The sequence below is a fragment of the Acinetobacter sp. KAM396 genome, from assembly GCF_021602765.1.
In the GTDB taxonomy this organism is placed as follows: Bacteria; Pseudomonadota; Gammaproteobacteria; order Pseudomonadales; family Moraxellaceae; genus Acinetobacter; species Acinetobacter towneri_A.
The window spans coordinates 23,301-47,313 of the sequence record NZ_BPPH01000019.1 but is presented as its reverse complement, the minus strand read 5'-3'; the positions used below and the strand labels follow the sequence as shown (position 1 = coordinate 47,313).

General features: G+C 37.2%; 22 protein-coding genes. 5 read left to right on the top strand and 17 right to left on the bottom strand.

The genetic code is table 11. The features are described from left to right. Window positions 1–171: 171 nt before the first annotated feature. Genes L6C30_RS10265 through tviB form a run of 13 tightly spaced genes read right to left on the bottom strand, consistent with a single transcriptional unit; the run spans window position 172 to window position 14,245 of the window. Window positions 172–1,347, bottom strand: coding sequence for a DegT/DnrJ/EryC1/StrS aminotransferase family protein (locus L6C30_RS10265; RefSeq protein ID WP_236162989.1), 1,176 nt, complete (start codon window positions 1,345–1,347; stop codon window positions 172–174). 40 nt (window positions 1,348–1,387) lie between these two features. After that, window positions 1,388–2,038, bottom strand: a complete 651-nt coding sequence (locus L6C30_RS10260; protein WP_236162990.1) for an acetyltransferase — start codon at window positions 2,036–2,038, stop codon at window positions 1,388–1,390. Beyond that, window positions 2,035–2,643: a sugar transferase gene (locus L6C30_RS10255; RefSeq protein WP_236162991.1), complete on the bottom strand. Its 609-nt coding sequence runs from the start codon at window positions 2,641–2,643 to the stop codon at window positions 2,035–2,037. Before L6C30_RS10255 ends, L6C30_RS10260 begins: the two co-directional genes overlap by 4 nt. Next, window positions 2,636–3,853, bottom strand: a complete 1,218-nt coding sequence (locus L6C30_RS10250; protein ID WP_236162992.1) for a glycosyltransferase family 4 protein — start codon at window positions 3,851–3,853, stop codon at window positions 2,636–2,638. The genes L6C30_RS10255 and L6C30_RS10250 overlap by 8 nt, the downstream gene beginning before the upstream one ends. Window positions 3,854–3,856: 3 nt before the next feature. Next, a complete protein-coding gene (gene wecB / locus L6C30_RS10245; protein WP_236162993.1) occupies window positions 3,857–4,987 on the bottom strand; it encodes a non-hydrolyzing UDP-N-acetylglucosamine 2-epimerase in 1,131 nt (376 codons plus the stop codon). Window positions 4,988–4,999: 12 nt separating this feature from the next. Further along, entirely contained in the window at window positions 5,000–6,112 is a 1,113-nt protein-coding gene (locus L6C30_RS10240) for an NAD-dependent epimerase/dehydratase family protein (RefSeq protein ID WP_236162994.1), read from the bottom strand. Between the two features lie 2 nt (window positions 6,113–6,114). Beyond that, entirely contained in the window at window positions 6,115–7,152 is a 1,038-nt protein-coding gene (locus L6C30_RS10235; RefSeq protein ID WP_236162995.1) for a polysaccharide biosynthesis protein, read from the bottom strand. Window positions 7,153–7,155: 3 nt separating this feature from the next. Beyond that, window positions 7,156–8,169 (bottom strand): glycosyltransferase, encoded by a 1,014-nt coding sequence (locus L6C30_RS10230; RefSeq protein ID WP_236162996.1) that lies wholly within the window; start codon window positions 8,167–8,169, stop codon window positions 7,156–7,158. An 8-nt stretch (window positions 8,170–8,177) separates the two neighbouring features. Next, entirely contained in the window at window positions 8,178–9,329 is a 1,152-nt protein-coding gene (locus L6C30_RS10225; protein WP_236162997.1) for a glycosyltransferase family 4 protein, read from the bottom strand. 11 nt (window positions 9,330–9,340) lie between these two features. Beyond that, window positions 9,341–10,705, bottom strand: coding sequence for an O-antigen polymerase (locus L6C30_RS10220; protein WP_236162998.1), 1,365 nt, complete (start codon window positions 10,703–10,705; stop codon window positions 9,341–9,343). Between the two features lie 15 nt (window positions 10,706–10,720). Further along, the gene (locus L6C30_RS10215) at window positions 10,721–11,671 is read right to left on the bottom strand and encodes a glycosyltransferase (protein ID WP_236162999.1); all 951 of its coding nucleotides are present in this window, start codon (window positions 11,669–11,671) and stop codon (window positions 10,721–10,723) included. A 4-nt stretch (window positions 11,672–11,675) separates the two neighbouring features. Beyond that, the gene (locus tag L6C30_RS10210; protein WP_236163000.1) at window positions 11,676–12,965 is read right to left on the bottom strand and encodes a polysaccharide biosynthesis protein; all 1,290 of its coding nucleotides are present in this window, start codon (window positions 12,963–12,965) and stop codon (window positions 11,676–11,678) included. A gap of 2 nt (window positions 12,966–12,967) precedes the next feature. After that, window positions 12,968–14,245, bottom strand: coding sequence for a Vi polysaccharide biosynthesis UDP-N-acetylglucosamine C-6 dehydrogenase TviB (gene tviB / locus L6C30_RS10205; protein WP_236163001.1), 1,278 nt, complete (start codon window positions 14,243–14,245; stop codon window positions 12,968–12,970). A 343-nt stretch (window positions 14,246–14,588) separates the two neighbouring features. Here tviB and L6C30_RS10200 point away from each other — a divergent pair, with 343 nt between their 5' ends. The 4 genes from L6C30_RS10200 to L6C30_RS10185 all read left to right on the top strand — a co-directional run bounded on the left by L6C30_RS10200 (window position 14,589) and on the right by L6C30_RS10185 (window position 19,926). After that, the gene (locus L6C30_RS10200; protein WP_374706593.1) at window positions 14,589–15,656 is read left to right on the top strand and encodes a polysaccharide biosynthesis/export family protein; all 1,068 of its coding nucleotides are present in this window, start codon (window positions 14,589–14,591) and stop codon (window positions 15,654–15,656) included. Window position 15,657: 1 nt separating this feature from the next. Beyond that, a complete protein-coding gene (locus L6C30_RS10195; protein ID WP_004680161.1) occupies window positions 15,658–16,086 on the top strand; it encodes a low molecular weight protein-tyrosine-phosphatase in 429 nt (142 codons plus the stop codon). Between the two features lie 19 nt (window positions 16,087–16,105). Beyond that, window positions 16,106–18,304 (top strand): polysaccharide biosynthesis tyrosine autokinase, encoded by a 2,199-nt coding sequence (locus L6C30_RS10190; RefSeq protein ID WP_236163002.1) that lies wholly within the window; start codon window positions 16,106–16,108, stop codon window positions 18,302–18,304. Between the two features lie 164 nt (window positions 18,305–18,468). After that, window positions 18,469–19,926: a capsule assembly Wzi family protein gene (locus L6C30_RS10185; RefSeq protein ID WP_236163003.1), complete on the top strand. Its 1,458-nt coding sequence runs from the start codon at window positions 18,469–18,471 to the stop codon at window positions 19,924–19,926. A gap of 92 nt (window positions 19,927–20,018) precedes the next feature. Here the strand turns inward: L6C30_RS10185 and L6C30_RS10180 are convergent, their stop codons facing one another. Further along, the gene (locus L6C30_RS10180) at window positions 20,019–20,663 is read right to left on the bottom strand and encodes an START domain-containing protein (protein ID WP_374706592.1); all 645 of its coding nucleotides are present in this window, start codon (window positions 20,661–20,663) and stop codon (window positions 20,019–20,021) included. A gap of 132 nt (window positions 20,664–20,795) precedes the next feature. Beyond that, complete coding sequence (dapB, locus tag L6C30_RS10175; RefSeq protein ID WP_236163004.1) at window positions 20,796–21,617, bottom strand: 4-hydroxy-tetrahydrodipicolinate reductase; 822 nt, start codon at window positions 21,615–21,617, stop codon at window positions 20,796–20,798. A 283-nt stretch (window positions 21,618–21,900) separates the two neighbouring features. On the opposite strand from dapB, the gene L6C30_RS10170 reads away from it, so the two are divergent. Beyond that, window positions 21,901–22,185, top strand: a complete 285-nt coding sequence (locus L6C30_RS10170) for a hypothetical protein (protein WP_236163005.1) — start codon at window positions 21,901–21,903, stop codon at window positions 22,183–22,185. Between the two features lie 95 nt (window positions 22,186–22,280). On the opposite strand, the gene dnaJ is transcribed toward L6C30_RS10170, so the two are convergent. Continuing rightward, on the bottom strand, window positions 22,281–23,393 hold the full coding sequence (dnaJ, locus tag L6C30_RS10165; protein ID WP_019837347.1) for a molecular chaperone DnaJ: 1,113 nt from the start codon (window positions 23,391–23,393) through the stop codon (window positions 22,281–22,283). 128 nt (window positions 23,394–23,521) lie between these two features. Then, on the bottom strand, window positions 23,522–23,899 hold the full coding sequence (locus tag L6C30_RS10160) for a hypothetical protein (protein ID WP_136143567.1): 378 nt from the start codon (window positions 23,897–23,899) through the stop codon (window positions 23,522–23,524). Window positions 23,900–24,013 lie beyond the last annotated feature (114 nt).

Here is a 24,013-nt window from a genome sequence, read left to right as displayed (position 1 = left end):
AAATGAGTTTTACTATGATCAGCTACCCCAACAAAACAAGGTGGCTTAACTAGAGCGGAATATCACTTATAAATACGCTTTTAGTTGTTCAAACAAGTGGGACCACCTCTGCCCTTTACGCGCTATCACAAGATGAAGATCACCACTTGAGGGCTGCATCACAAGTATAGCTTAGCTTGCCATCTGTTGTATCACCTGCTGAATGGCTGCAATGGTTTTTTCTATGCTGTCATTGCTTAAATTTGGATGAACCAAGAACATTAAACTGGTTTCGCCCAATTGCTGTGCATTTACTAAACGCTGTGCAGGTCGCCATGCTGTACCATCAAAGGCGTGTTCTAAATACACTTCTGAACATGAACCGCTAAAACAAGGTACATTAAGCGCATTGATTTCCTGCATGATACGATCACGTGACCAACCAGCAGGTAAGTGTTCGCTATTGACCTGCACATAGCACTTGTAGTTGGCATGTACATAGTCGCTGTTTGGATAGTGCACAGTAAAATATGAACTGTCCTGAAATGCTGCCAAAATGCGCTGTGCATGCTCAGTACGTTTTTGGGTCCATTCTGGCATGCGCTGTAATTGTATACGTCCAATCACGGCTTGCATTTCCATCATGCGCCAGTTGGTGCCAAATGAGTCATGTAACCAGCGGAAACCCGGTGGATGTTGTTTGTGATAAATGCTGTCGTAATTTTTACCATGGTCTTTGTACGACCACATTTTTTTCCATAGGTTTTCATCATTAGTGGTGACCATACCGCCTTCGCCACCTGTGGTCATAATTTTGTCCTGACAGAAAGACCACGCACCAATATGTCCAATTGAACCGGCAGCTTTGCCTTTGTACATCGCACCATGTGCCTGTGCACAGTCTTCAATCACATACAGACCCTTTTCTTTTGCCAGTTGCATAATCGGGTCCATATCACACATCCAGCCTGCCAAATGCACACAAATAATGGCTTTGGTATTTGGAGTCAGTACCGCTTCAATGGTGCGGGCAGAAATGTTTTGTGAATCGAGCTCTACATCTGCAAAAATGGGGTTGGCACCTGCTGTCACAATGGAGCTTGCCGAAGCTAAAAAGGTGCGTGAAGTGACAATCACGTCATCACCCGTGCCAATGTTCAAGGCTTTGAGTGCAATATCTAAAGCGACAGTACCGTTAGCAAGTGCCACGGCATATTGGGTTTGCGCAAATTGGGCAAATTCTTTTTCAAATTCACGGCACTCTTGCCCTGTCCAGTAGTTGACTTTGTTGGACAGTAAAACTTGAGATACGGCATCTGCCTCTTGTTGAGTAAAGCTTGGCCATGGTTCAAAGGCAGTATTTAGCATGGTTTATCCTGGAATAATCTGATTCTTTAAATATTAAAAACTACTTCTTTTCAAGTATACGCGCTGGGTTACCAATAACAGTTACACTGGGTGGTACGCTTTTTGTGACAACAGCTCCCATACCCACCACAGCTCCTTTACCAATAACTAGCGGTTGGTCTGGAGTACCCTGCTTAATGACTGCACCTGTACCAATATAGGCATGATCATGAATATGAATATTGCCATTACATTTTACACCAGGGGCAAAAGTGACATAATCGCCGATCACGCAATCATGGGCGACATAACTATAAATATTGGCATGAAAAAATTTTCCAATTTTAATATTGGATGTCAGACAAGTGAAAGGGCAAAGTAAACTACCTTCACCAATCTGAACTTCATCTAAAATAACTGTATTACTTGCCTGAATATTCAAATGCTGAATTTGATCTTCAGTTAAACGTTTCACCAGTTTTTCACGAACCTGGCTATTGGCTATTGCAATCGTTACTGCCTTTTTTTGGTCAGGATACTTTAAGAAATCTTCATAACTTAAGACCTGATATCCATTTAATCTAGTACCTGCCCCACTATCATCAATAAATACAAATTGTTGTTTCTCTAATGTGGGATATTGTTGTCTAGCCAAAGGCATGACTTCTTTACCAAAACCACTTGCACCATATACACCAATATAAGAAATCATGAATTTGAATCCTTTTCTGAACCTGTAAATTTAGACATTGTGGCTTCACCCGCTTCATTGATGTCATCTTTGGCGAGCACTTTTTTCACCGTTTTTAGCATAATTTTAAAATCTAACCAGACTGATTGATTTTCGACATACCACGTATCGAGTTTAAATTTTTCTTCCCAACTAATGGCATTACGTCCATTGACCTGTGCATACCCTGTCATACCTGGGCGGACTAAATGGCGTTTGGCTTGTTCTTGATTATATAACGGTAGGTATTCCATGAGTAATGGACGTGGTCCGACGATGCTCATATCGCCCTTAATGACGTTCCATAATTCTGGCATTTCATCCAAACTACTAGAACGCAGCATTTTGCCAAAAGGGGTTAATCGCTCACTGTCTGGTAAGTGGTTGCCTTGTGCATCTACCGCGTCTTTCATGCTACGAAATTTGATCATTTCAAAAGGTTTGCCGTGTAAACCCGGGCGCACCTGCCGAAACAAGACCGGAGAGCCCAGATTTTTTTTTACTTTGTAGGCCACGAAGGCATAAAGGGGTGAAAGCAAGATCAGAGCTATGGAAGCAATAATAATATCGAGGAGGCGTTTAATCATGTTTCACCTTTTCAAAAATTGAAACGAACTGCTTAACTCCACTTTCTAAAGATAATTCCTGGATATAAAAGTTTCTTGCGTTTATACCCATTTGCAACTGTTCACTAGCAGACAAGTGATAAATTTTCAAAATAGCTTGCTGAATACTTTCTACATCCTCTGAAATAGCAATACATCCACATTCCGCTTTTTGCACAAGTTCAGCAGCATCTCCTGCTACCGCCATTAATATTGGTTTACCCATTGCCATATATGCTTGCGTTTTAGACGGTACGGTAATCTCAAATAATGGGTCTTTTTTTAAGTGTACTAGTAATAGATTAGACAGCTCTAATACACCTCCAACTTCAGCCATAGGCATACGTGGGATAAAAACAGCATTAGGTATACCTTCAATAATTGAGCGTTGTTTTAAGCGCTCAGTTTCTGTCCCTCCACCAACAAATACAAACTGAATATCTGGAAAATCCTGAAGATTTTTAGCAACCTCTAAAATAATATCTAAAGCTTGAGCTTTCCCCATATTTCCTGCAAAAACGATATTAAATTTGTTCTGCACGAGTTGTTGATATTCAACCTTTGCAGACTGAGCCTGAGTTAAACTCTGCTCATCACACCAATTATAAATAATGCTAATTTTTTCTTCTGGTACACCACGTTCTGTCAGCAGCTTTTTAAAGCCAGGACATAGCACGACAATATGATCAACAAATCTATAAACCAGCTTACAGATTGAACCAATAAGATTTAAAATTTTATTGTTATTCAACATGCCTGTTGCTTTTAAGGTATCAGGCCACATATCCTGAATGTCATAGACAATCGGTGTACGTCTAAAAAACTTAATGAAAATAGCAGCTATTCCCACAGTTAATGGGGGATGATAAGCATAAATGACATCGGCTTTTTTGGTCGAAAAAATGCCAAAAAGTATTGCCATAAATGCAAAGCTAATATAGTTAAAAATTCTTTTTAACGCAGAGCTATCATGATTAGGATATAAAGCAACACGTAAAATGGATATTCCATCTACTTCTTCACGTTGATAAAGTTTTAATTTATACCCATCATAAATTTTCCCACCTGGGTAATTTGGAAACCCCGTGAGTACCTGAACATCATGACCTTGTCGTTTTAACTCTTTGGCAAAAGCCAGTCCTTTAAAAGTAGGTTCAGGATCAAACCACTGCGTTAAAAGAAGAATTTTCATATTTTAGTACTTCTTCCATACCACACGGTTAACATAGTCGGTATAGCTTAAAATTATACGTGCCACCTTTTCACTCACGTTTGGCATACTGTAGTCAGCAACTAAACGTAATAATCTCTCCTCACCACGTGGTTGATGATCTAAAATTTCCAAACCTTGCAAAACACGCTCTGCAGTTAAGCCCACCATCATCACGGCAGCCTCTTCCATCCCTTCTGGACGTTCATGTGCCTGACGTAAGTTCAAAGCAGGGAAATTCAAAATTGAAGATTCTTCATTAATCGTGCCACTGTCAGACAATGTTGCTTTAGCAGAAAGCTGCAACTTATTGTAATCACTAAATCCAAGTGGTTTTAATAACTGAATAAGTGGATGAAACTCAATATTTAGTTCTTCAATGCGCTTACGGGTACGCGGATGGGTAGACACAATAACCGGATATTGATATTTTTCAGCTACTGCATTCAGCATTTGAACCAAATCTAAAAAGTTCTGGTCTGAGTTAATGTTTTCTTCACGATGTGCACTTACAATAAAATATTGATGCTCTTTTAAACCTAAACGCGCCAATACCTCCGATGCTTCAATTTTAGCCTTGTAATGATGAAGAACCTCAAACATTGGGCTACCTGTTTTAATCACCTGGTCGGCTGGCAAACCTTCTGCCAACAAGTAATCTCGTGCAATCGTACTATAGGTCAAGTTAATATCCGCTGTATGATCGACAATACGACGGTTAATTTCTTCAGGTACGCGCATATCAAAACAGCGGTTTCCTGCTTCCATATGGAATGTTGGAATTTTACGACGTTTTGCAGGTAATACTGCCATACAGCTATTGGTATCGCCTAACACCAACAATGCTTCTGGCTGAACCTGCTCTAATACTTTATCTACAGCAATGATCACATTACCAATGGTTTCTGCACCCGTTGCACCTGCAGCATTTAAAAAATGATCAGGTTTACGGATACCTAAATCGGTAAAGAAAATTTCATTGAGTTCATAATCATAATTTTGGCCTGTATGTACCAAAATATGATCAAAATATTGATCACATACTGCCATCACGCGCGATAAACGAATAATTTCAGGGCGTGTGCCCACCACCGTCATTAATTTTAATTTTTTCACAATTTTTACTCTTTAATGGGTTAATGGCATTGCATAAGTATCAGGTTTTTCACGATCAAATATTTCATTTGCCCATAACATCACAACCATTTCATCTTCACCAATATTGGTAATGTCATGCGTCCAGCCTGGCACAGTTTCGACAATTCTTGGCTCATCCCCACAAGTTTCAAGCTCATAGAACTCACCTGTCACCACATGCTTAAACTTAAATAATGCCTTACCTTTAATGACCAAAAACTTTTCTGTTTTAGTGTGATGATAATGTCCGCCGCGGGTAATACCTGCATGTGCAGTAAAGTAAGAAAATTGTCCTGCATCTGGTGTTTTCAGCATTTCTACAAATACACCGCGCTGGTCACCATATTTAGGTACGCTATAGTCAAATTGTTCAGGCTTCAAGAAACTTAAATAAGTCGAATATAACGCACGGGTTAAGCCTGTACCTACACGATCTGTAATTAAACTTTCACGTGATTGCTTAAAACCCGCTAAAGTTTTTGCTAAATTTCCCACACTAATTTGATACTCAGGTTGTACTGCAAAAATTTGTTCTACCTGTGCTGTACCTTGAATAATGTCCCAAAATGATTCCACCACATCATCTACATAAACCAGACGAATCATGGCATTTTCATCATGAATTTGAATAGGTAAATCATGTGCGGTGTTGTAACAGAAGGTTGCCACAGCTGAGTTATAATTTGGGCGTGACCATTTACCAAATACATTGGCTAAACGGCAAATATAAACTGCATTGCCCTGTTGCTGATTCAACTCTAATAATACCTGCTCACCACCTAGCTTACTCTGCCCATAGGCATTGTCACGTTCTGCCTGAATCGATGAAGAAAGAATAACTGGAGTCTGCTTTTTTGATTGTTTGAGAATATCTGCAATTTTTTGCGTAAGTGTGATATTTCCATCTATAAATTCTTGTTCATTTAAAGGACGATTAATCCCTGCTAAATGCACAATCCAGTCCGCAGCAAGTACAGATTGTTCTAATTCTGCTGAACTAGAATTACGGTTAAATGTTAAAACTTCAATTTCAGATTTTTCAGACAGAAATTGAATTAAGTTTTTTGCAATAAAGCCGTTAGAGCCTGTGACTAGAATTTTCATGTTTAAGCCTCTGGATCTATATACTGACCTTGGGTTAAAGCACGTACGAATTCAAGTTTTAATAATAACTTCTTCATACCTTCAACATCTAAGCGGTCGGTATTATGTGAGTTATAATCTTCAAATTCAGAAATTTTTGAGTCGCCCTCTTCTACATATTTTTCATAGTTGAGGTCACGTTGATCTGCAGGCACTCGGAAGTAATAGCCTTGGTCTATCGCAACCACCATTTCTTCACGGCTAAGCAAGGCTTCATAGGCTTTTTCACCATGACGCGTACCCATAATAGAAACAGGATGTTCTTCTACTTTAAGTAGTTCTTTTAATGCTTGAGCCAAAACTTCAATGGTTGCTGCAGGTGCTTTTTGTACAAAAATATCACCATTTTCACCGTGTTCAAACGCATATAAGACTAGATCAACCGCGTCTTCCAAAGTCATCATGAAGCGGGTCATGTTAGGGTCTGTAATGGTAAGCGGTTTACCTTGGCGAATTTGATCTACAAACAATGGAATGACTGAACCACGAGATGCCATCACATTACCATAACGCGTACCGCAAATTACTGTTTCTAGTTCTTCTAGGTTACGTGATTTTGCTACCATGACTTTTTCCATCATGGCTTTGGAGATGCCCATAGCATTGATAGGATAAACAGCTTTGTCTGTACTTAAGCACACCACACGTTTTACGCGGTTTTGAATGGCTGCTTCCAATACATTTTCCGTACCCAGCACATTGGTTTTTACCGCTTCCATAGGATGGAATTCACAAGAAGGTACTTGCTTTAAGGCTGCCGCATGATAAATGTAGTCAACACCACGAGTAGCACTTAAGATGCTGTTATAATCTCGTACATCACCAATATAAAATTTTAACTTCGATGATTGATACCTTTTACGCATATCATCTTGCTTTTTCTCATCCCGGCTAAAGATTCGAATTTCTTTTATATCAGTTTCTAAAAAGCGCTTTAAAACTGCATTCCCGAATGATCCAGTACCACCTGTAATAAGTAGAGTTTTGTTTGTAAAATACATAATTTAATCCGCTAAAAGTTGCATAATCTGAGAAATATCGTTTTCAATCAATTTTTGGGCATACGGTAATTCATTCTGGACAGCAGTTACTATTGCATTTTTCATAGATTCTACACTGTAAGGATTAAAAACTAAGGAAGGTTTACACACTTCATAAGTATAATTCAAATCTGCCGCAATAATTTTACATCCCCCATCAATAGCTTCTGCGAGTCCCAAACCAAAACTTTCAGCCAATGAAGGAAATATCAAATACTCATGACTCAAATAAAGTTCAGTTAGTTTTTCTCTATCTATAAAACCCACATTTTTTATAGGATAACCCAAATCAATTTTCTTCTGAATCAACTCGCATAAATTCAAATCAGAAGTTGGTACAGTAATTGTCAAACTACCTTTTTGCAACTCATCATGAGCCAAACAGAAAGACTCTATTAACCTATAATGATTCTTATGGGGAGAACTGTTACTAACATACAAAAAACTATCCTTTACTCTATTCATATTATAATAAGAGAAATTTAATTCAGGATAAAAAGGTAATTTAATAATTTTTTCACTTTCATTACTAAAGTATTTTTTTGATAGCTCTACTCGAATAAACTCACTTTGCACTAACCATAAGTCTGCATTACTTTTTAAAAAGTTTAATATATTTTGTTTAAAAACATATATTATTTTGTTTTTTAAAGAAAATTCTTTTGGAATTTTTAAAAAAAGTGGTTGATGGAAATAAACTAAAACTTTAGCATTCAATCTAATTGTGGGAGGTAGATTACCAAAACAAACAACCTTATCAAATTTATCTTTATTTTTTTTATAGAAAAAGTGTCGCTCCAAAATAGAATTAGATATGAATTTTTTTTTATTTATATTTATCTCATTAAAGCAATTCTCAACTCTTGAATCGAGCAAGTAAAAAACATCCAATGATTTCTTTTCAAAAAAATCAATTAGATATTTAAGGAGAACAAAACCACCTCCATTATTTATATATACAGCATCTAATAAAATCATAAACAACCTTAAACCATCGACTCAAACAAATCTTCCCATCTGGACATAATATTATCAACAGCATACTTTTCAGATTTAAGAGTACATGCTTTAGATAATACTAGTCTTTTTTCAGCCATTTCAATCATATCAATTATTTTAAGAGATAATTCTTCAATATCGCCATTACTAACTAGTAAGCCGCAATCATTATTTTCTATAATATCAGAAGGACCAGTTTCACAATCAAAAGCAACCATAGGTAAACCACATGCCAGACACTCTAACATCACTAAAGGAAGACCTTCGTATCGTGATGGCAACACATAGAAAGAACTCTTCATTAGCTCATAAGAAACTTGTTGAGTAACACCACATAATTGTACAGTTTTTTTTAGATTTAACTCATTGATCAAACCATTAAGACTTTCTTCTAAAGAACCGCTACCATAAATATCAAGCTTCCACATTGGATATAAAGTAATTACTCGACTCCATGCTTTTATTAATAGATCAAAACCCTTTTCATACTCTAAACGACCTAAAGAAATTACTCTACGAGAGTCAACATCATATTGATTAGGAAAAGTTTTTATAGAGGAAGGATTAGGAATAACTAATACATTCTCATTAGTTTTCAACCACTCATCTTTTGACTTTTCAGTTAAAACAACTAAAACATCTAATTTTTTTGTTTGTTTTACAATCTGTAATTCTCGTAACTTAGCTATGTACTGCCAAAAAAAACTGTTACCTTTATTTGCTAATAAATTTCTTGTACGAATACCATTACTAAAGTGTGCTTCATAAATTTTTTTAGCAGGATACTGAACTTTATATAAAAACTCCAGCTCTTTCCCCCCCATACTTATTAGAACATCTACTTTATTTTTTGATAAAAATAAATCCAAAAGTTTTCTATATTCAATTAACTTCTTATATGTATTAATTGTCTTTGATATAAAATTATTATTATAAATCATGTTAAAAAATAACTTAAATTTATATACTTCAACCCCTTTATCCAATTGAAAAAAAGGTTCTTCTCCATCAAGCATATCAGTTGTAATAATATATATATTATGTCTGCCACTTTTAGCCAAATAGTTAACCTTTTGAGTCAACACTCGTTCCATACCACCTGCATGTGCTAGTGAAGGAATAAAATAGAGAATTTTCATAAAATATACCTTTATTTTATATGAGACTTAACAGGAAATATTTTTGTTAAAATAAAAAACAAAAAGATAGCCCAACTAATTTTACGAAGAGGGAAAAGGTAATCAGATCTTATAATAAATAATGCTTGCCCGGCCAACATTAAATATGCAATGAATAAAATTAAATTATTTTTAAATTTAAGAAATTTAACCAAAGACCCAAGTAAAGAAAAAACTACTATTACTCCTAGAAGACCTAAGGACAAGTATGCTTCACCCACGATATTAGTCCCTAAACCAAAATCAGCATTCCTACCAAAATGTAAATACGTTGGAAGATTACCAGAAACCAAATAATCAGGAATATTAAAAAAATCTGTCAACTTACCTATACCAGGCACAATATTTAAAAGTGATGTAAAAGCATTAACAAAATATACACTATTGTATTCGTCAACAAAATCCACTAAAATATATAAATTTCTATTATTCACAATCAAATCAAGAAATGGATCAAATACATTCTGTGAATCTCTTAACCGGTTAAGGGCTTTATTAGTATTATCAACTTGATCTATCCCCAACTCTCTCAAAATCATTAGAAAGTACATAGATACAGCTCCAAGAAAAAGCATTACAAGAAGCAAAATTCCTTTTATCTTCTTTACAAGCAAAGAATATCCAACCATAAGTATTAAGAATATACTTATGGAGAACCCCCTTGACCCTGTAGATAATAAGATTAAAGCTACAAGAATTAAATAAAAAATCACAAAAAATCTAAGTTTTATAGATTTAGTTAAAAATACTAAACAAGCTAAAAGCATTGTTACGACTTCAAACAGCAAACCCACATAAGATGAATTCGTTACATCATTTAAATTTACAATACCTTTATATACATTTATTAAACGTGAAATACCACCTGTATAAAAAAAGATAACAAGTAAAAAAAAGGATATTATAGTAACCGTATAAACTAATTTTGATGAAACAGTATATCTATATTTTATATTTACAATACTTTTATTAAAATCACTAACAAAAAGCATATAGAAAGTATATGCTACCAAAGCCAAAGCAGTGGATTTATTGATGACAGAATAGTTTGTTGGAAATTGAAAAACTGAAATATAAGGATTGGTAGGATAGTAAAATATTGGGTATATAAAGTTACCCATCATAAAACCAATAAAAAATAAAAATTCAAAGCCAACCCCTGCCTCGAAACTCCTATTAAAATAAAAAAAATAAAAATTAATAAATAAAAAAATAACAAATACAAATAAGTTATAATTATAACTATAACTTACTGGAGCATTGTAATATATACCCAACGAAATCATGCAAAATAAAAAATTTAACAATAGTATAATATTATATATTTTTACTTTCAATTTAATTACTCCCAATTAAGAATTAACCCTATTTTTAATAAAAAACAACAAGGAAAATAAATATGGAAATAATAAAAAAAATTTAACTTTATAAGATTTCACATCAACTAAACTTAAGTTACATTTAAACAACCTATTTAAATGCAACACCCTCTTACAAAAATCTATAAAGCTTTCATTCTTACTACTTAATAAACAAAGATGAAAAAACAAATTAATACTTGAAAAAGAAAAATTTTTATTTAATACAATCTGTTCAATCATATGTATAACCACCCACTCTAAATCAGCAAGATTTTTACTAGAAAAAGTAAATGTTATTCCTTTAAAATTTTCGCGGTAATATATTAGTGTATCTTCTAAAAAAAATGCAGTTTTACTATTTAAGAAAAGCTTAGGAACCAAATAAGCATCTTCAAAGTTACGACCTAAAGGAAATTTTAAACTTTCAAAAAGTTCTTTCTTATATACACGTAACCAGCAAAACCAAGCTGAATTTTTAAAAATATTTTCATAAATTTTATCATTTAACTCCACCACCCCTTTTAAGTTAATATCTTTTAAGAATGGAAATTCCTTCCCGCATTCATTAAATCTTTTTGCTTCAAATTGAATAATATCAACCTTTACTTCCTTTATAATATTTAGTATTTTTGTTAAATATTTTGGATCTACCTTATCATCTGAATCCAAGAATGCTAAATATTTACCTGTCGCATGTTGGATACCAGTATTCCTAGCTCCACTCAACCCTTGATTCTCTTGATCTATAAAAACAAACTGCTCTTTTAAATTATTATATCGCTCAGATATATATTTGCGTGCAATTAGCATAGAGCTATCCGGCGTACCGTCATTCACTAGAATAACCTCTACACCCGCAACAAGTTGGCAGCATACACTCTCCAAACACTCCTCAATATATTTTTCAACATTATAAATTGGTATAATTAAACTTAAAAGCATACTGCTACCGTTTTAAATAAGTAGATATTAGGAACATTCTTTTTTGAGTGTTCCAAATAAGCCCATTTCTAAAAAAATAATTAAACAGGGTCACCGATAAGATTTCTGTCGTTAAAATGGCATAGATACCCCCGTATAACCCATACAACTTGACCATTAAAAAAGTTAATATTACATTAAAGAACACAAGTATAAATGTCTTCCGTTTCAAATATTCATATGCATTGAACTTAATCAAATATTTTTCTGCAATTGTAGACAGTCCTGAGAACAAGGTTACCAAACCTGCTAGCCACAATATCTCAGTAACCCGAATAAATTCAACGCCATAAAGTACGCTTACAACCCAAGGTCCAAAAAGATATAACCCTAGTGTGACAAACAAAGAAATAACCACCACTACCATATAAAGTTGCGCAACATTATTTTGACTTTTTTCTAAGCTCTCCTCTTGATAGATTCCAGTAAAATAAGATGAAATAATTGCGAGAAGAACAAAGTAAAAACTGTTACCTAATGTCATAGCTACAGTATAAATACCAAGATCAAATTGTGACTCTAAACCTAGGAAGAGCTGTGCCGTTTTAGTAAAAATTGCAACCGAAAGTGAATACAATAAGAGCTTTTGACCGACTGCAAAAGTATACTGTCTATATCTTTTTATAGCATATGGCAGCATGATGCCAACAGACAGTTTTTTTTTCGCATAAAGATATTTTCTTAATAAAAATGGTATTAGTGTTAGTAAAATAATGGGAATACCGAGTGTTTCAATCGGAAGTTGAAATAAAACAATTAAATAGCGCACACTTAATGAAATGATTAGCGCTGTGATATTACAATATGCATTTATCTTTGATTCGAGAATTGCATTAAAATAAATACTATAAACATCATGTACAGCAAAATAAATTGCAATACAAGTTGATATACCAAAAATATAGGTTAAACGATCTGTATAAAAATACAATCCACCTAAAGTAATTATTGAAAGTGAACCATAAATATAATCTCTTAACCTTTTGGAGGCATAAATTATATTTTCTCCAATTTTACGATTCTTGGCTGTTTTTTGAAAAATAATGTTCTCTGTTCCCATCAAGGATAACGTTTGTAAAATCGCAAATATGGAGCCAACGAAAGTCAATTTACCAAAGTTCTCAGGACCAATATATTTTGCTACGAATGAAGTTACGAAAATTAATCCAAATATAGCAATGAGCTTTTCAGACATCATCCAAATAGAATTTTTTATTCTAGGATCTTTAGCTGATCTTACAATTAACTTATACATACTTACAGTCGAATATCCGCATCTAACTGATTTAGAATGTATTTTAAATCGTATAAAACATATTTTTCTTTTGCCGCTGCTTTAAACTCATTTATAGACATCTGCTTAAATTGATCATGCGCAACTGCTAAAACAATGGCATCATATTTAGCGTTCGCCAAACTAGAAACAGGGTCTATACCATATTCCTTTGCAGCTTCTAACGGATCCACCCACGGGTCATAAATATCTAAATCTAAATCATATTCTTTTAAAGCTTTGACCATATCTACAATTTTAGTATTGCGAATATCTGGACAGTTTTCTTTAAAACTCAGGCCCATCACTAAAATTTTTGAACCGACCACTTGTATACGCTGCTTAACCATCTCTTTAATCAATTGTGTTGCAACATATTCACCCATACGGTCATTTAAACGACGTGCCGCTAAAATAATTTCTGGATGCAAGCCTAAAGACTGTGCTTTATGGGTTAAATAATACGGGTCTACCCCAATACAGTGCCCACCGACTAAACCTGGACGGAAAGGTAAAAAATTCCACTTGGTTCCCGCAGCCTCTAAAACAGCTTCAGTATCAATATCCAACTTATTAAAGATCACAGCTAATTCATTAATTAAAGCAATATTCACATCACGTTGGGTATTTTCAATAACCTTAGCGGCTTCAGCCACTTTTATACTCGGTGCTTTATGTGTACCTGCAGTCACAATCAGTTGATAGACTGCATCGACAAAGTCTGCAACTTCTGGGGTAGAACCCGAAGTCACTTTTAAAATATTGGTCACACGGTGTAGCTTATCGCCTGGGTTAATCCGTTCTGGGCTATAGCCTGCAAAAAAATCTTGATTGAATTTTAATCCAGACACTTGTTCCAAAACTGGAATACAGGCTTCTTCGGTAGCACCGGGGTAAACGGTAGACTCATACACCACTACATCGCCTTTTTTAAGTACTTTCCCAATACTGGTAGAGGCTTTAATGAGCGGGGTTAAATCGGGTTGTTTAAACTCATCAATTGGGGTTGGGACAGTCACAATAAAAAAATTGCAGCTGCGTAGGTCATCTAAATGAGCAGAATAAGTCAATTGTGTCGCTTGTTTAAGTTCTTCTGACGACACTTCTAAGGTATGATCTTGCCCACTTTGTAATTCTTGTATGCGTTTTTGCTGAATATCAAAACCCACCACAGGCAACTGCTTACCGAATTCAACCGCTAGGGGTAACCCGACATAGCCTAAACCAATAATGGCAATTTTTAGGTCTGAAAGCTGTAGCATTTGAGCGCCTTTAAATTTATATCTGAATTTTATGAAGAAAGAATCTTTCGGCGGGAATACTAGCAGAAATTTATGAAATTTCTATTATGATTTGTGCTCAAATTAGTTGAAAGATGCATCAGTGTATAGTTTTTGTGACTATTCAACTTTTTTAATTTAGATTAAATTCACAATTTGCGATTTTTATCATTTTTTTCGCGAGGAATTTGACAGAATCTGCAAAATGATTACAAATTGCTATGTACCTATTTGACAAGTTCGGTAAAATGGCGGCAATTGATTTAAAAATTTTTATAAATTAAAAATGGAATCTCGCGTGCGACACTTTCAACTGGCTGTTTTAATGGCATGTGGCATTGCCGCCACTGGCTGTGCTGTGACCTCTGGCTTACAAACCTATGACCTACCTACACAAGGTGCGTATCAAACAGACCAAGGCGCCCAACTAACGGTCGTTCAGCTAACACAGGACAATTTACCTAGCCACTTGCTCAATAATATTCAGAGTGCAAATTCTACCTATCATTTATTTAACAATAAGCAACACATTTACCGTTTAACTGCAGGTGATGTACTTTCAATTCAGCTTTGGGCTTACCCTGAGATTACACCACCTATCCAAGATATTAGTAATATCAAAGCGGCTGGCTATCCTATTGACCCAAATGGCAATGTATACTTACCTCTGCTTGGACAAGTCAAAGTTGCTGGCAAAACACTGGCTGAAACCAACCAATATTTACGCTCACAATTTTCGCGCTACTTAAAACACCCAGATGTAGTTGTGCGAGTTCTTTCTTATGAAGGACGCCGCTATTTTGTAAATGGTCAAGTCATGCGTAGTGGTCAGTACACATTAAATGACCAACCTATCAGTATTTATACAGCTTTGGGACAAGCAGGTGGCGTAAATACTGAAACAGGTGATAACACCAATATTCAACTGATCCGACAAGGACAAACCTATCACTTAAATGCTGTAGAATTAGAAAAGCAAGGGTTGTCTTTGCACAACTTACTTATTCAACCCAATGACACAATTTTTGTAAATGCAAAACAAAATCAAAAGTTATACGTTATGGGTGAGTCAAATAAAAGCCAGGCACTTACTTTACGTGATCAAGGCATGACCTTAAGTGATGTATTGGGTGAAAGTGAAGGTGTTAACCCTTATTCTGCAAGTGCTGCACGTATTTTTGTGATGCGCACAGATTTAAGCACTAAAACCTCTACAATTTATCATTTGAACTTAAGCAGCTTAGGCAATTTGGCTTTAGCCAATCAATTTCAGATGCAAAAAAATGATATTGTATATATCGATGCAACGGGGCTTACACGCTGGCAACGTATCATGAATCAAATTGTGCCTTTCTCGAGTGCACTTTACACATTTGACCAGTTAGGTAAATAGCATGCAAATTCAAAATGTTTTAGTTGTATGCATTGGAAATATATGTCGTAGTCCAATGGCTGAATATTTCCTAAAAAACAATCATCCCAATTTAAATATTGAGTCTGCAGGTCTCTCTGCAATGTCTGGACATTCGGCAGATGCAAAAGCTATACACTGTATGGATCAGCTGAATATTGATATGCGTCCACACATTGCCAGACAAATTACTGCCGAAATGATTAAAAAATCAGATTTAATTTTAGTCATGAGTAATAATCAAAAAAAACATCTTGAGCAAACTTGGTCTTTTGCCAAAGGAAAGGTTTTTCGTTTGGGGCATTGGCAAAATCAAAATGTGCCCGATCCTTATCAACATGATCAAGCTTTTTTTGATGAAACTTGTCGCAACATTCAAAAATACGTTTCTGACTGGCAATCCCATTTTTAATTTTTAGCAGTTTTATTTCATGAATTCGAATAGCACACCTCAAGACGATACCATTGACTTAAAAGAATTATTCTTTTCTTTGCTGTCGCAATGGAAGCTCATTGCTCTATGTACACTCCTTAGCCTCGTTTTCGCTCTCCTTTACTTAAAAGTAACGCCAAATGTCTACTCAACGGATGCTATGATTCAGGTTGAGGACGCTAAAGGTGCTGGTGCCGCAGCTCTTTTAGGGGATTTAGGAAGCGCACTACCTGGAGGAGTGGGTGGAAAGTCAGCTGCAGATGCGGAAATTGAAATCTTAAACTCGCGCAAAGTGCTCGGACAAACCATACAAGACTTAAAGCTAGATATTCGCATCACCGATAAACAAAATAGCTTGACGCATCGTTTGCTCAACACAGTTCAAAGTAAAGTTATCTATAAAAATAATGTTGTGACTTGGCAAGATAAAAAAAATGTATTTGTTATTCAATCTTTTGATGTGCCTAATTTTTATCTAGATAAAAAACTTACATTAAACTTTATCAATGGACAAGAGTTTAGCCTGTCTTATAAAAAAGATGTTGTATTTAAAGGAAAATTAAATGCGATCAATCAAAGCCTAGATCAGAAAGGTTTATGGAAAATTCAAATTTATGCGAAAAACCCTATATCGCATGATTTTTCAGTCACTAAATTATCTATGCCTTCAGCCGTACAATGGATAAAAAAAGATTACGGCGTAGCGGAAAGAGGTAAAAACTCTGGTGTGATTGGTCTTAACTACAATGGTGAAGATAAAGAACATATCACACAAGTACTTAACCACATCTTAAATATTTACCAAGCACAAAATATTGAACGCAAATCACTGGAATCGGCTCAAACATTGAGCTTCCTTGAAAAGCAACTGCCTGAGTTAAAACAACAACTCGAAGACTCTGAAATTAAATTTAACCGTTTCCGAGAACAATACAACACAATTGATGTAACACAAGAAGCGGAGTTAATGCTAAAGCAGAATGTTGAGCTGGAAAAATTAAAAATCCAACTACAACAGCAACAAGCAGAACTCTCTTCAAAATATACGCCTGACCACCCATTAATGTCAGCAATTAACGCTCAACTTTCTGAAATTAACAAAAAAACTTCAGAAATGACTCAATCCATCAAGCGTTTACCTGAAACCCAGCGACTGTACTTACAACTGTACCGCGATGTTAAGGTAAATACTGAGTTATACACTGCGTTATTGAATAGCTACCAACAACTCAAAATTGCCAAAGCAGGTGAAATTGGTAATGTGCGCATTATTGATACGGCAATTGAACCTGTAAAACCAATTAAACCTAAAAAGCTCATCACATTAGTACTTGCTATTTTTGTAGGTGGTTTTCTGGGTACATTGTTGGCCTTACTGCGTAATATGTTGCGTTCAGGTATTAAAGACTCGAATCAAATTGAAAATGAACTTGATTTACCTGTTTATGCCACTGTACCACGATCACCTGTGCAAGAAAGCCGTATTAACATACTGAAAAAGAAAAAGAATATTCCTATTCTTGCGGTGAAACACAGTGATGATATTGCCATTGAAAGCCTGCGCAGCATGCGTACTGCTATTCACTTTGCTTTAAGCAGTGCCAAAAACAATATCATTATGATTTCTGGCCCTGCACCAGAGTTGGGTAAATCGTTTATTTCAACTAACCTAGCCACCATTTTGGCGCAAAGTGATAAGCGCGTATTATTGATTGATGCCGATTTACGTCGCGGTTATATGCACAAATATTTTAACTATGATGTGCAACCTGGTTTGGCTGAATATTTAAATGGTCAACACGAGTTAGGCAATATTGTACGCAGTACTGAAGTTGAAAATTTAAGCATCATCAGTCGTGGTAAAAGCCCTGCTAATCCGTCAGAATTGTTAAGTACGCAAAAATTTGCAGATATGCTAACGCACTTGTCGAGTCAGTTTGACCATATTCTGATTGATACCCCACCAGTTCTTGCGGTCACCGATGGGATTATTATTTCACAATATGCGGGTGTGAATTTGGTTGTGGCACGTTATGCCAAGACGCAAATGAAAGAGCTTGAAATGACTGTCAACCGCTTTGAACAAGCTGGCGTTAAAGTAAACGGCTTTATTTTGAATGATATTCAACGTGAAGCGGGTGGCAGTTATGGTTATAACTATGCTTATGCCTATAAAGCTAATAAGGATGAGAATTAATTTGAAATGATCGGTGGGCTGAAATCAGCCCACCACCGCAATACTCACCTATTGTTAAAGAATTTTCTATTGAAATTTACAACAATACTCAACAATTCAGATTGCAAAACTCCACTCAAAAACCTATCTTGTTTACAGTTTATAAACGCTGAGAATATATAAGCATGTTTCCACCCAAAGCGCTGTTGGCGACACTGGCATTAAGCTCATCCTTAACCTTTGCCCAAGGCATTGTCTTAAATGACCAAAACTTACGTACCGATTTAAACTGGCTAAATCAGCAAGGCGTCATTCAAATTAGTACGTCAACTTGGCCTATGAGTGGTGATGAAATTCAACGTGCACTTTCTCAAGCCAAAGTCAGCAACAACAATCAACAAAAAGTCATCGATGCAGTGGTGGCACATTTAAATGCCAATAACCAACTGCTGAAAGCCTCGCTTTTTGCAGAAACAGATCAAAAAAATATTCCACAAGCCTTTGGCGACCAACAAAAAGCGCAATATCAAGCAGGCTTGGAACTCAATGCAGGCAATCAACACTGGGATGCTAAAATTCGGGTCAATGCAGAAAAAGACCCACAAATTGATAACGATCAAGATGTCAATGTTGAAGGTTCCTATATTGCAGCCAAGCTTTGGAATCAATGGCTCATTGCTGGGCAAATTCCAACCTACTGGGGGCCTGCACATGACGGCAGTTTAATTCGTGGCGATGCTAGCCGCCCAGTTTACGGCGTAACTATGCAACGTGCCGAACAACAAGCTTTCAGCAACAAATGGTTGTCATGGATTGGTCCATGGCAATATCAAGCCTTTGCAGGTCAGTTGCATGATTATGATGCTGTACCCGATGCCAAATTGATTGGTTTACGTGTCACTGCACAACCGCTGCCTTATTTGGAATTGGGTGCTTCACGTGCCTTTCAATGGGGGGGTGAAGATCGTCCAGAAAGCTTGAACTCACTTTGGGATGCTTTTGTTGGCAATAAAGACAATGGTGGTACTGGTGAACCTGACCCATCTAACCAGATTGCTGGCTTTGATGCACGCTTAAACCTACAGCCATTGGTACAAGTGCCAATGGGTGTCTATGCACAATATGCAGGTGAAGATGAAGCGGGTGGCTTACCCGCTAAAAAAATGTATCTAGCTGGGGTAGATTACTCATCAAGCTATCAAAATATGCCATTCCAACTCTATACTGAATGGGCTGACACTCGTACCAATGGTAAAGCATTAGGCATCACTTATAACCATACCAATTATACTGACGGTTTCTACCAACATGGCTATCCTTTAGCGCATGCTATTGGCGGTGATGGACAAATGATTTCAGTCGGTGGTGATATTCGTTTTGATCGTATGAACCGCGTGAATGCACGTATGCTGTTTGCCAAATTTGATCAGGCGGCTAATTCACCAGCGAGAAGCGAAACCAATAAAGCTTTCCCAGAAAAAGATCAGTTAAAAGCTTTGGATTTGACTTGGACACACTATTTACGCCCAGATATTCCACTTAAACTGAATGGCTGGATTAGCGATTCCGATGTCCATGGCAATGATGCTGGTGCATCGATTGGAATTGAATTTCCTTTAGAAAAAGGATTATTTTCTTATTAAGTCTACCAGCTAGACCGAAATACTTCATGGATGAGATCGACACCGATTTCATCCATTTTTCTAAGATTAAAAATTCAGCGCAACTCAATTATTTAACGCAAAATTTCAGGCAACGCCTTATAACTACCGCTTTTGCTTAATTCAATTTTCATTTTTTGCAGCATTTGATACGGTTGCTGCTGCACAAACATATTCACAAAACTTAAAGGAATCGAGCCTTCAGGGTTGGCATAGCCATAGGTACTGACTTTGACTTTTTGATTGCCCAGTTTTTTAAAGGTCCAGTCGCCTTCGTAGTTCTGAATACGCACATAATTTGGGTTCAAGGGATAACCCCCCTCAATCGCTTTATTTTGAATACTAACCATACCTTGCGCATCTTTACTCATTTTACCTTTGACCACCAAATCACGATCTTTTAGTGGAAAAGGAAAATCCAGCACCATATACAGCAAGAACTCACCTTTTTGGTCATCACGTGACAAAACTTTGACACTGCCCACATAAGGTACCCATTTCACGGCATGATCAACATCTAAAATTAAGGCAGCAGCTTTTTCTAAAGGTACATTAAAGGTGGTTTCGGCCTTATACAAAAACACAGGGCTAGACTGCTGTTGAAAGGTCCAGACTTTAATATTGTTTTTATGTATGCTCAGTTTGGCATGTTCAATATTTTGTGCAGAGGCCGCACAAATACAGGTGCTTAACCCAAGCATCAACAGAGATTTTTTCATTTTATTTTGCATCTTATTTTAGTTTTATGTGAGGTCTGATGCGTCATCATCCATGACATCAGACCCTAGTTTTAGCGGCAGATTGAAAATTGTTCAAGCAATTTTTATCTATTTCGGATTCCTGTGCAGTTTTTAAACCTGAATATCGTTAAATCCAAGAACATCTTTCATATCGTATTTACGCGCTTCGCGTCCCACCACCCACGCTGCAGCACGCACGGCACCTGCAGCAAAGTTCATGCGGTTGGTGGCTTTGTGGGTAATTTCCACACGCTCGCCATCGGCAATAAACATCGCAGTATGTTCACCCACAATGTCGCCACCACGAATGGTTTGGAAACCTATACTTTTACGTTCACGTCGCCCTGTGTGTCCTTCGCGGCAGTAAACAGCATCGTGTTTTAAATCACGACCTAAGGTTGCTGCAATGGCCTCGCCCATCATCAATGCCGTGCCTGATGGTGCATCGACTTTATGACGATGATGCGCTTCAATCACTTCAATATCTACACTATCACCAAAGACTTTGGCTGCCAGTTCCAACAGTTTAATAGATACGTTTACCCCAACTGAATAGTTGGCAGCATACACTACTGGCGTCTGTTGAGCCGATTCTTCTAAGAGTGCTTTTTGTTCATCATTCATGCCTGTGGTACCAATCACAATCGCTACACCTGCTTCACGGCAAAGCTTTAAGTGCTGTGCAGTAGCAACTGGTGCGGTAAAGTCGATTACGACATCACAGTCAGCTAATACTTGTTCTAGACTGCCCACGACTTTCACACCGAGTGTACCCACACCTGCCAACTCTCCTGCATCTGTCCCCAAGAGGCTGCTTTCTGGGCGTTCGACTGCGGCTGCCAATTGGTAGCCTGCTTCTTGAACGGCTTGAATTAAGATGCGCCCCATACGGCCGCCTGCGCCTAATACACCAATGCGTGGAGTTGCTGTCATAGCATATTCCTAAAATAGATTCTCAATTGTGCTTACTATAGCAAAACTCGCTGCCTAGACTAAGTTTGTCTGCCAAGTTTCTGGGTTTATTTTTATCCGAAAGTAACCCTAGCTGTACTACTGATGGTCACTTTACACCCCTCAGGTAAACTTTTAACGAAGCGATGCTAAAAATTTATCTGAAAATACTCATTTTTTGTTTTTATTTCACAAATTTGCAAACTTGCATGCGCAGACTAGCCTGCACGAATGATAACAACTGCAAAAATTAAAGGGGATTTACATGCATTCGAAGAACATGGTATTGGCATTATTGTTAGGCATGAGCACAGCATCCGTATTTGCAGAGCCCGCACTTCAAGAAGGGGATACGCTAGAAAGCCTGTCCAAAGTCCGTATTAGCGTGACACTACAAGAACCGCTTGCTGTTGAAGTTGATACACCTGAACTTGAAGAAACAGCAGCAGAACATGGGGTTGTTGCAAGCGCTCAACCACAAACTACTGTTGAAACAGCAACGACTGAAATGGTTGATGTTTTAGAGATTGATGTGCCTGAAATCGAATAAGCGTGCAACAGATACAACAAAGGCGATCCTTAAGATCGCCTTTATTTTTTGAGTTTAGATCAGGTTGTGCTTCGACATACCTAATCTAAGTTTCCTTAATCAAACAAACGATCAAAGAAAGACTTCTTCTTTGGTGATGACTGACTGCCCTCACCTTCCATCGTCGTCTGTAATTCTTTTAACAATTCACGCTGACGTGCAGTTAAATTCACAGGTGTTTCCACCACAATACGGCAGAGCAAATCGCCCTGCATACTGCTACGCACAGGTTTTACCCCTTTACCACGCAAACGGAATAATTTACCCGTCTGTGTTCCCTCAGGCACTTTCAGGCTCACGCGACCATCTAGAGTCGGAATTTCAATTTCCTTACCTAAAGCAGCATCGGCAATGCTGACAGGTACATCCATATATAGGTCGGCACCATCACGCTGGAAGATTTCATGCTCGCGCACCACTACTTCTACGTATAAATCTCCCGATTGACCATCACGAATCGCTTCACCTTTACCCGTTAAGCGTACACGGTCGCCATTGTCCACCCCTGCAGGAATGGTCACTTCAAGAGTTTGTTGACGGTCTGACACCCCTGAACCATGACATTTTTTACATGGATTCTTGATGATTTTGCCCTGACCACGACAGGTACTACAGGTTTGCTGTACCGAGAAGAACCCTTGTTGCATGCGTACTTGACCCGCACCATGACAGGTTGGACAAGTTTCAACATCATTTGGATTTTCTGAGCCTTTACCATCACAAGCGTCACAAGGCGCAGGTGCTGTAAAGGTGATGGTTTTCTTGACGCCTTTTACTGCTTCTTCAAGCGTGAGTTCCATCACATAGCGTAAGTCTGAACCACGACGCGCACGTTGCTGACCACGCCCACCGCCACCGAATGCACCACCGAAAATATCACCGAACTGGCTAAAGATGTCTTCTGCACTAAAACCACCGAAGCCACCGCCGCCGCCCATACCACCTTCAAAGGCATTGTGCCCCATACGATCATACATGCTGCGTTTTTCGGCATCCGATAAAACTTCATAAGCTTCTGCAGCTTCTTTAAATTTCTCTTCGGCTTCGGTGTTGTCTGGGTTGCGGTCAGGATGATATTTCATCGCCAACTTACGGTAGGCTTTTTTTATTTCATCATCACTAGCGGTTTTAGCAACACCCAAAACCTCATAATAATCACGTTTAGCCATGTCTGGCGATGCTCCTCACGGAATTCTAATTAAAACTGAACTGATGTGTGAAATTGGGGTAAAACTAAGTTTTACAAGGGGAGACTGCTAAAAATTTTAGCTGCCTGCTGAATACACGCGAAAAGTCCTTAGAATACGGCTTTATTTTTCAAAAATTTGGATAGCCCTTTAATCCAAGCATTGATTAAAAACAAGAAGGCAATCACGGCAAAGACGACACCTGCCACGGTGCAAGCTTTGACCCATAAAAAGGCATCCCAAGGAAAGAAAGCCAATGGAATAAACCACAATGCAGCAAACATTGCCAATACCGTATAAATCACCACATTACGCATGACCCATAAAGCCTGCGCCTGTAACCAGACTTCAGTGCTATCGACCACAATCACTTTACGGGCATACCAATAAGCTAACGCGCCGCTCACCACAGTAAATAAAGCAAAAAACATAAACACGTAAGAGATCGCAACCGAACGGCGAAACTTTAACAAGTTATCTTGCTTCATAATGTGATTAAACCCCATCTGTGCCATGCTTTATTTTTTAATCTGGCGCATGCTGTAACGTATGCAAAGGCTGAAAAATATAAGGTGCTACTATATTGAAATTTTCCAAGTTTC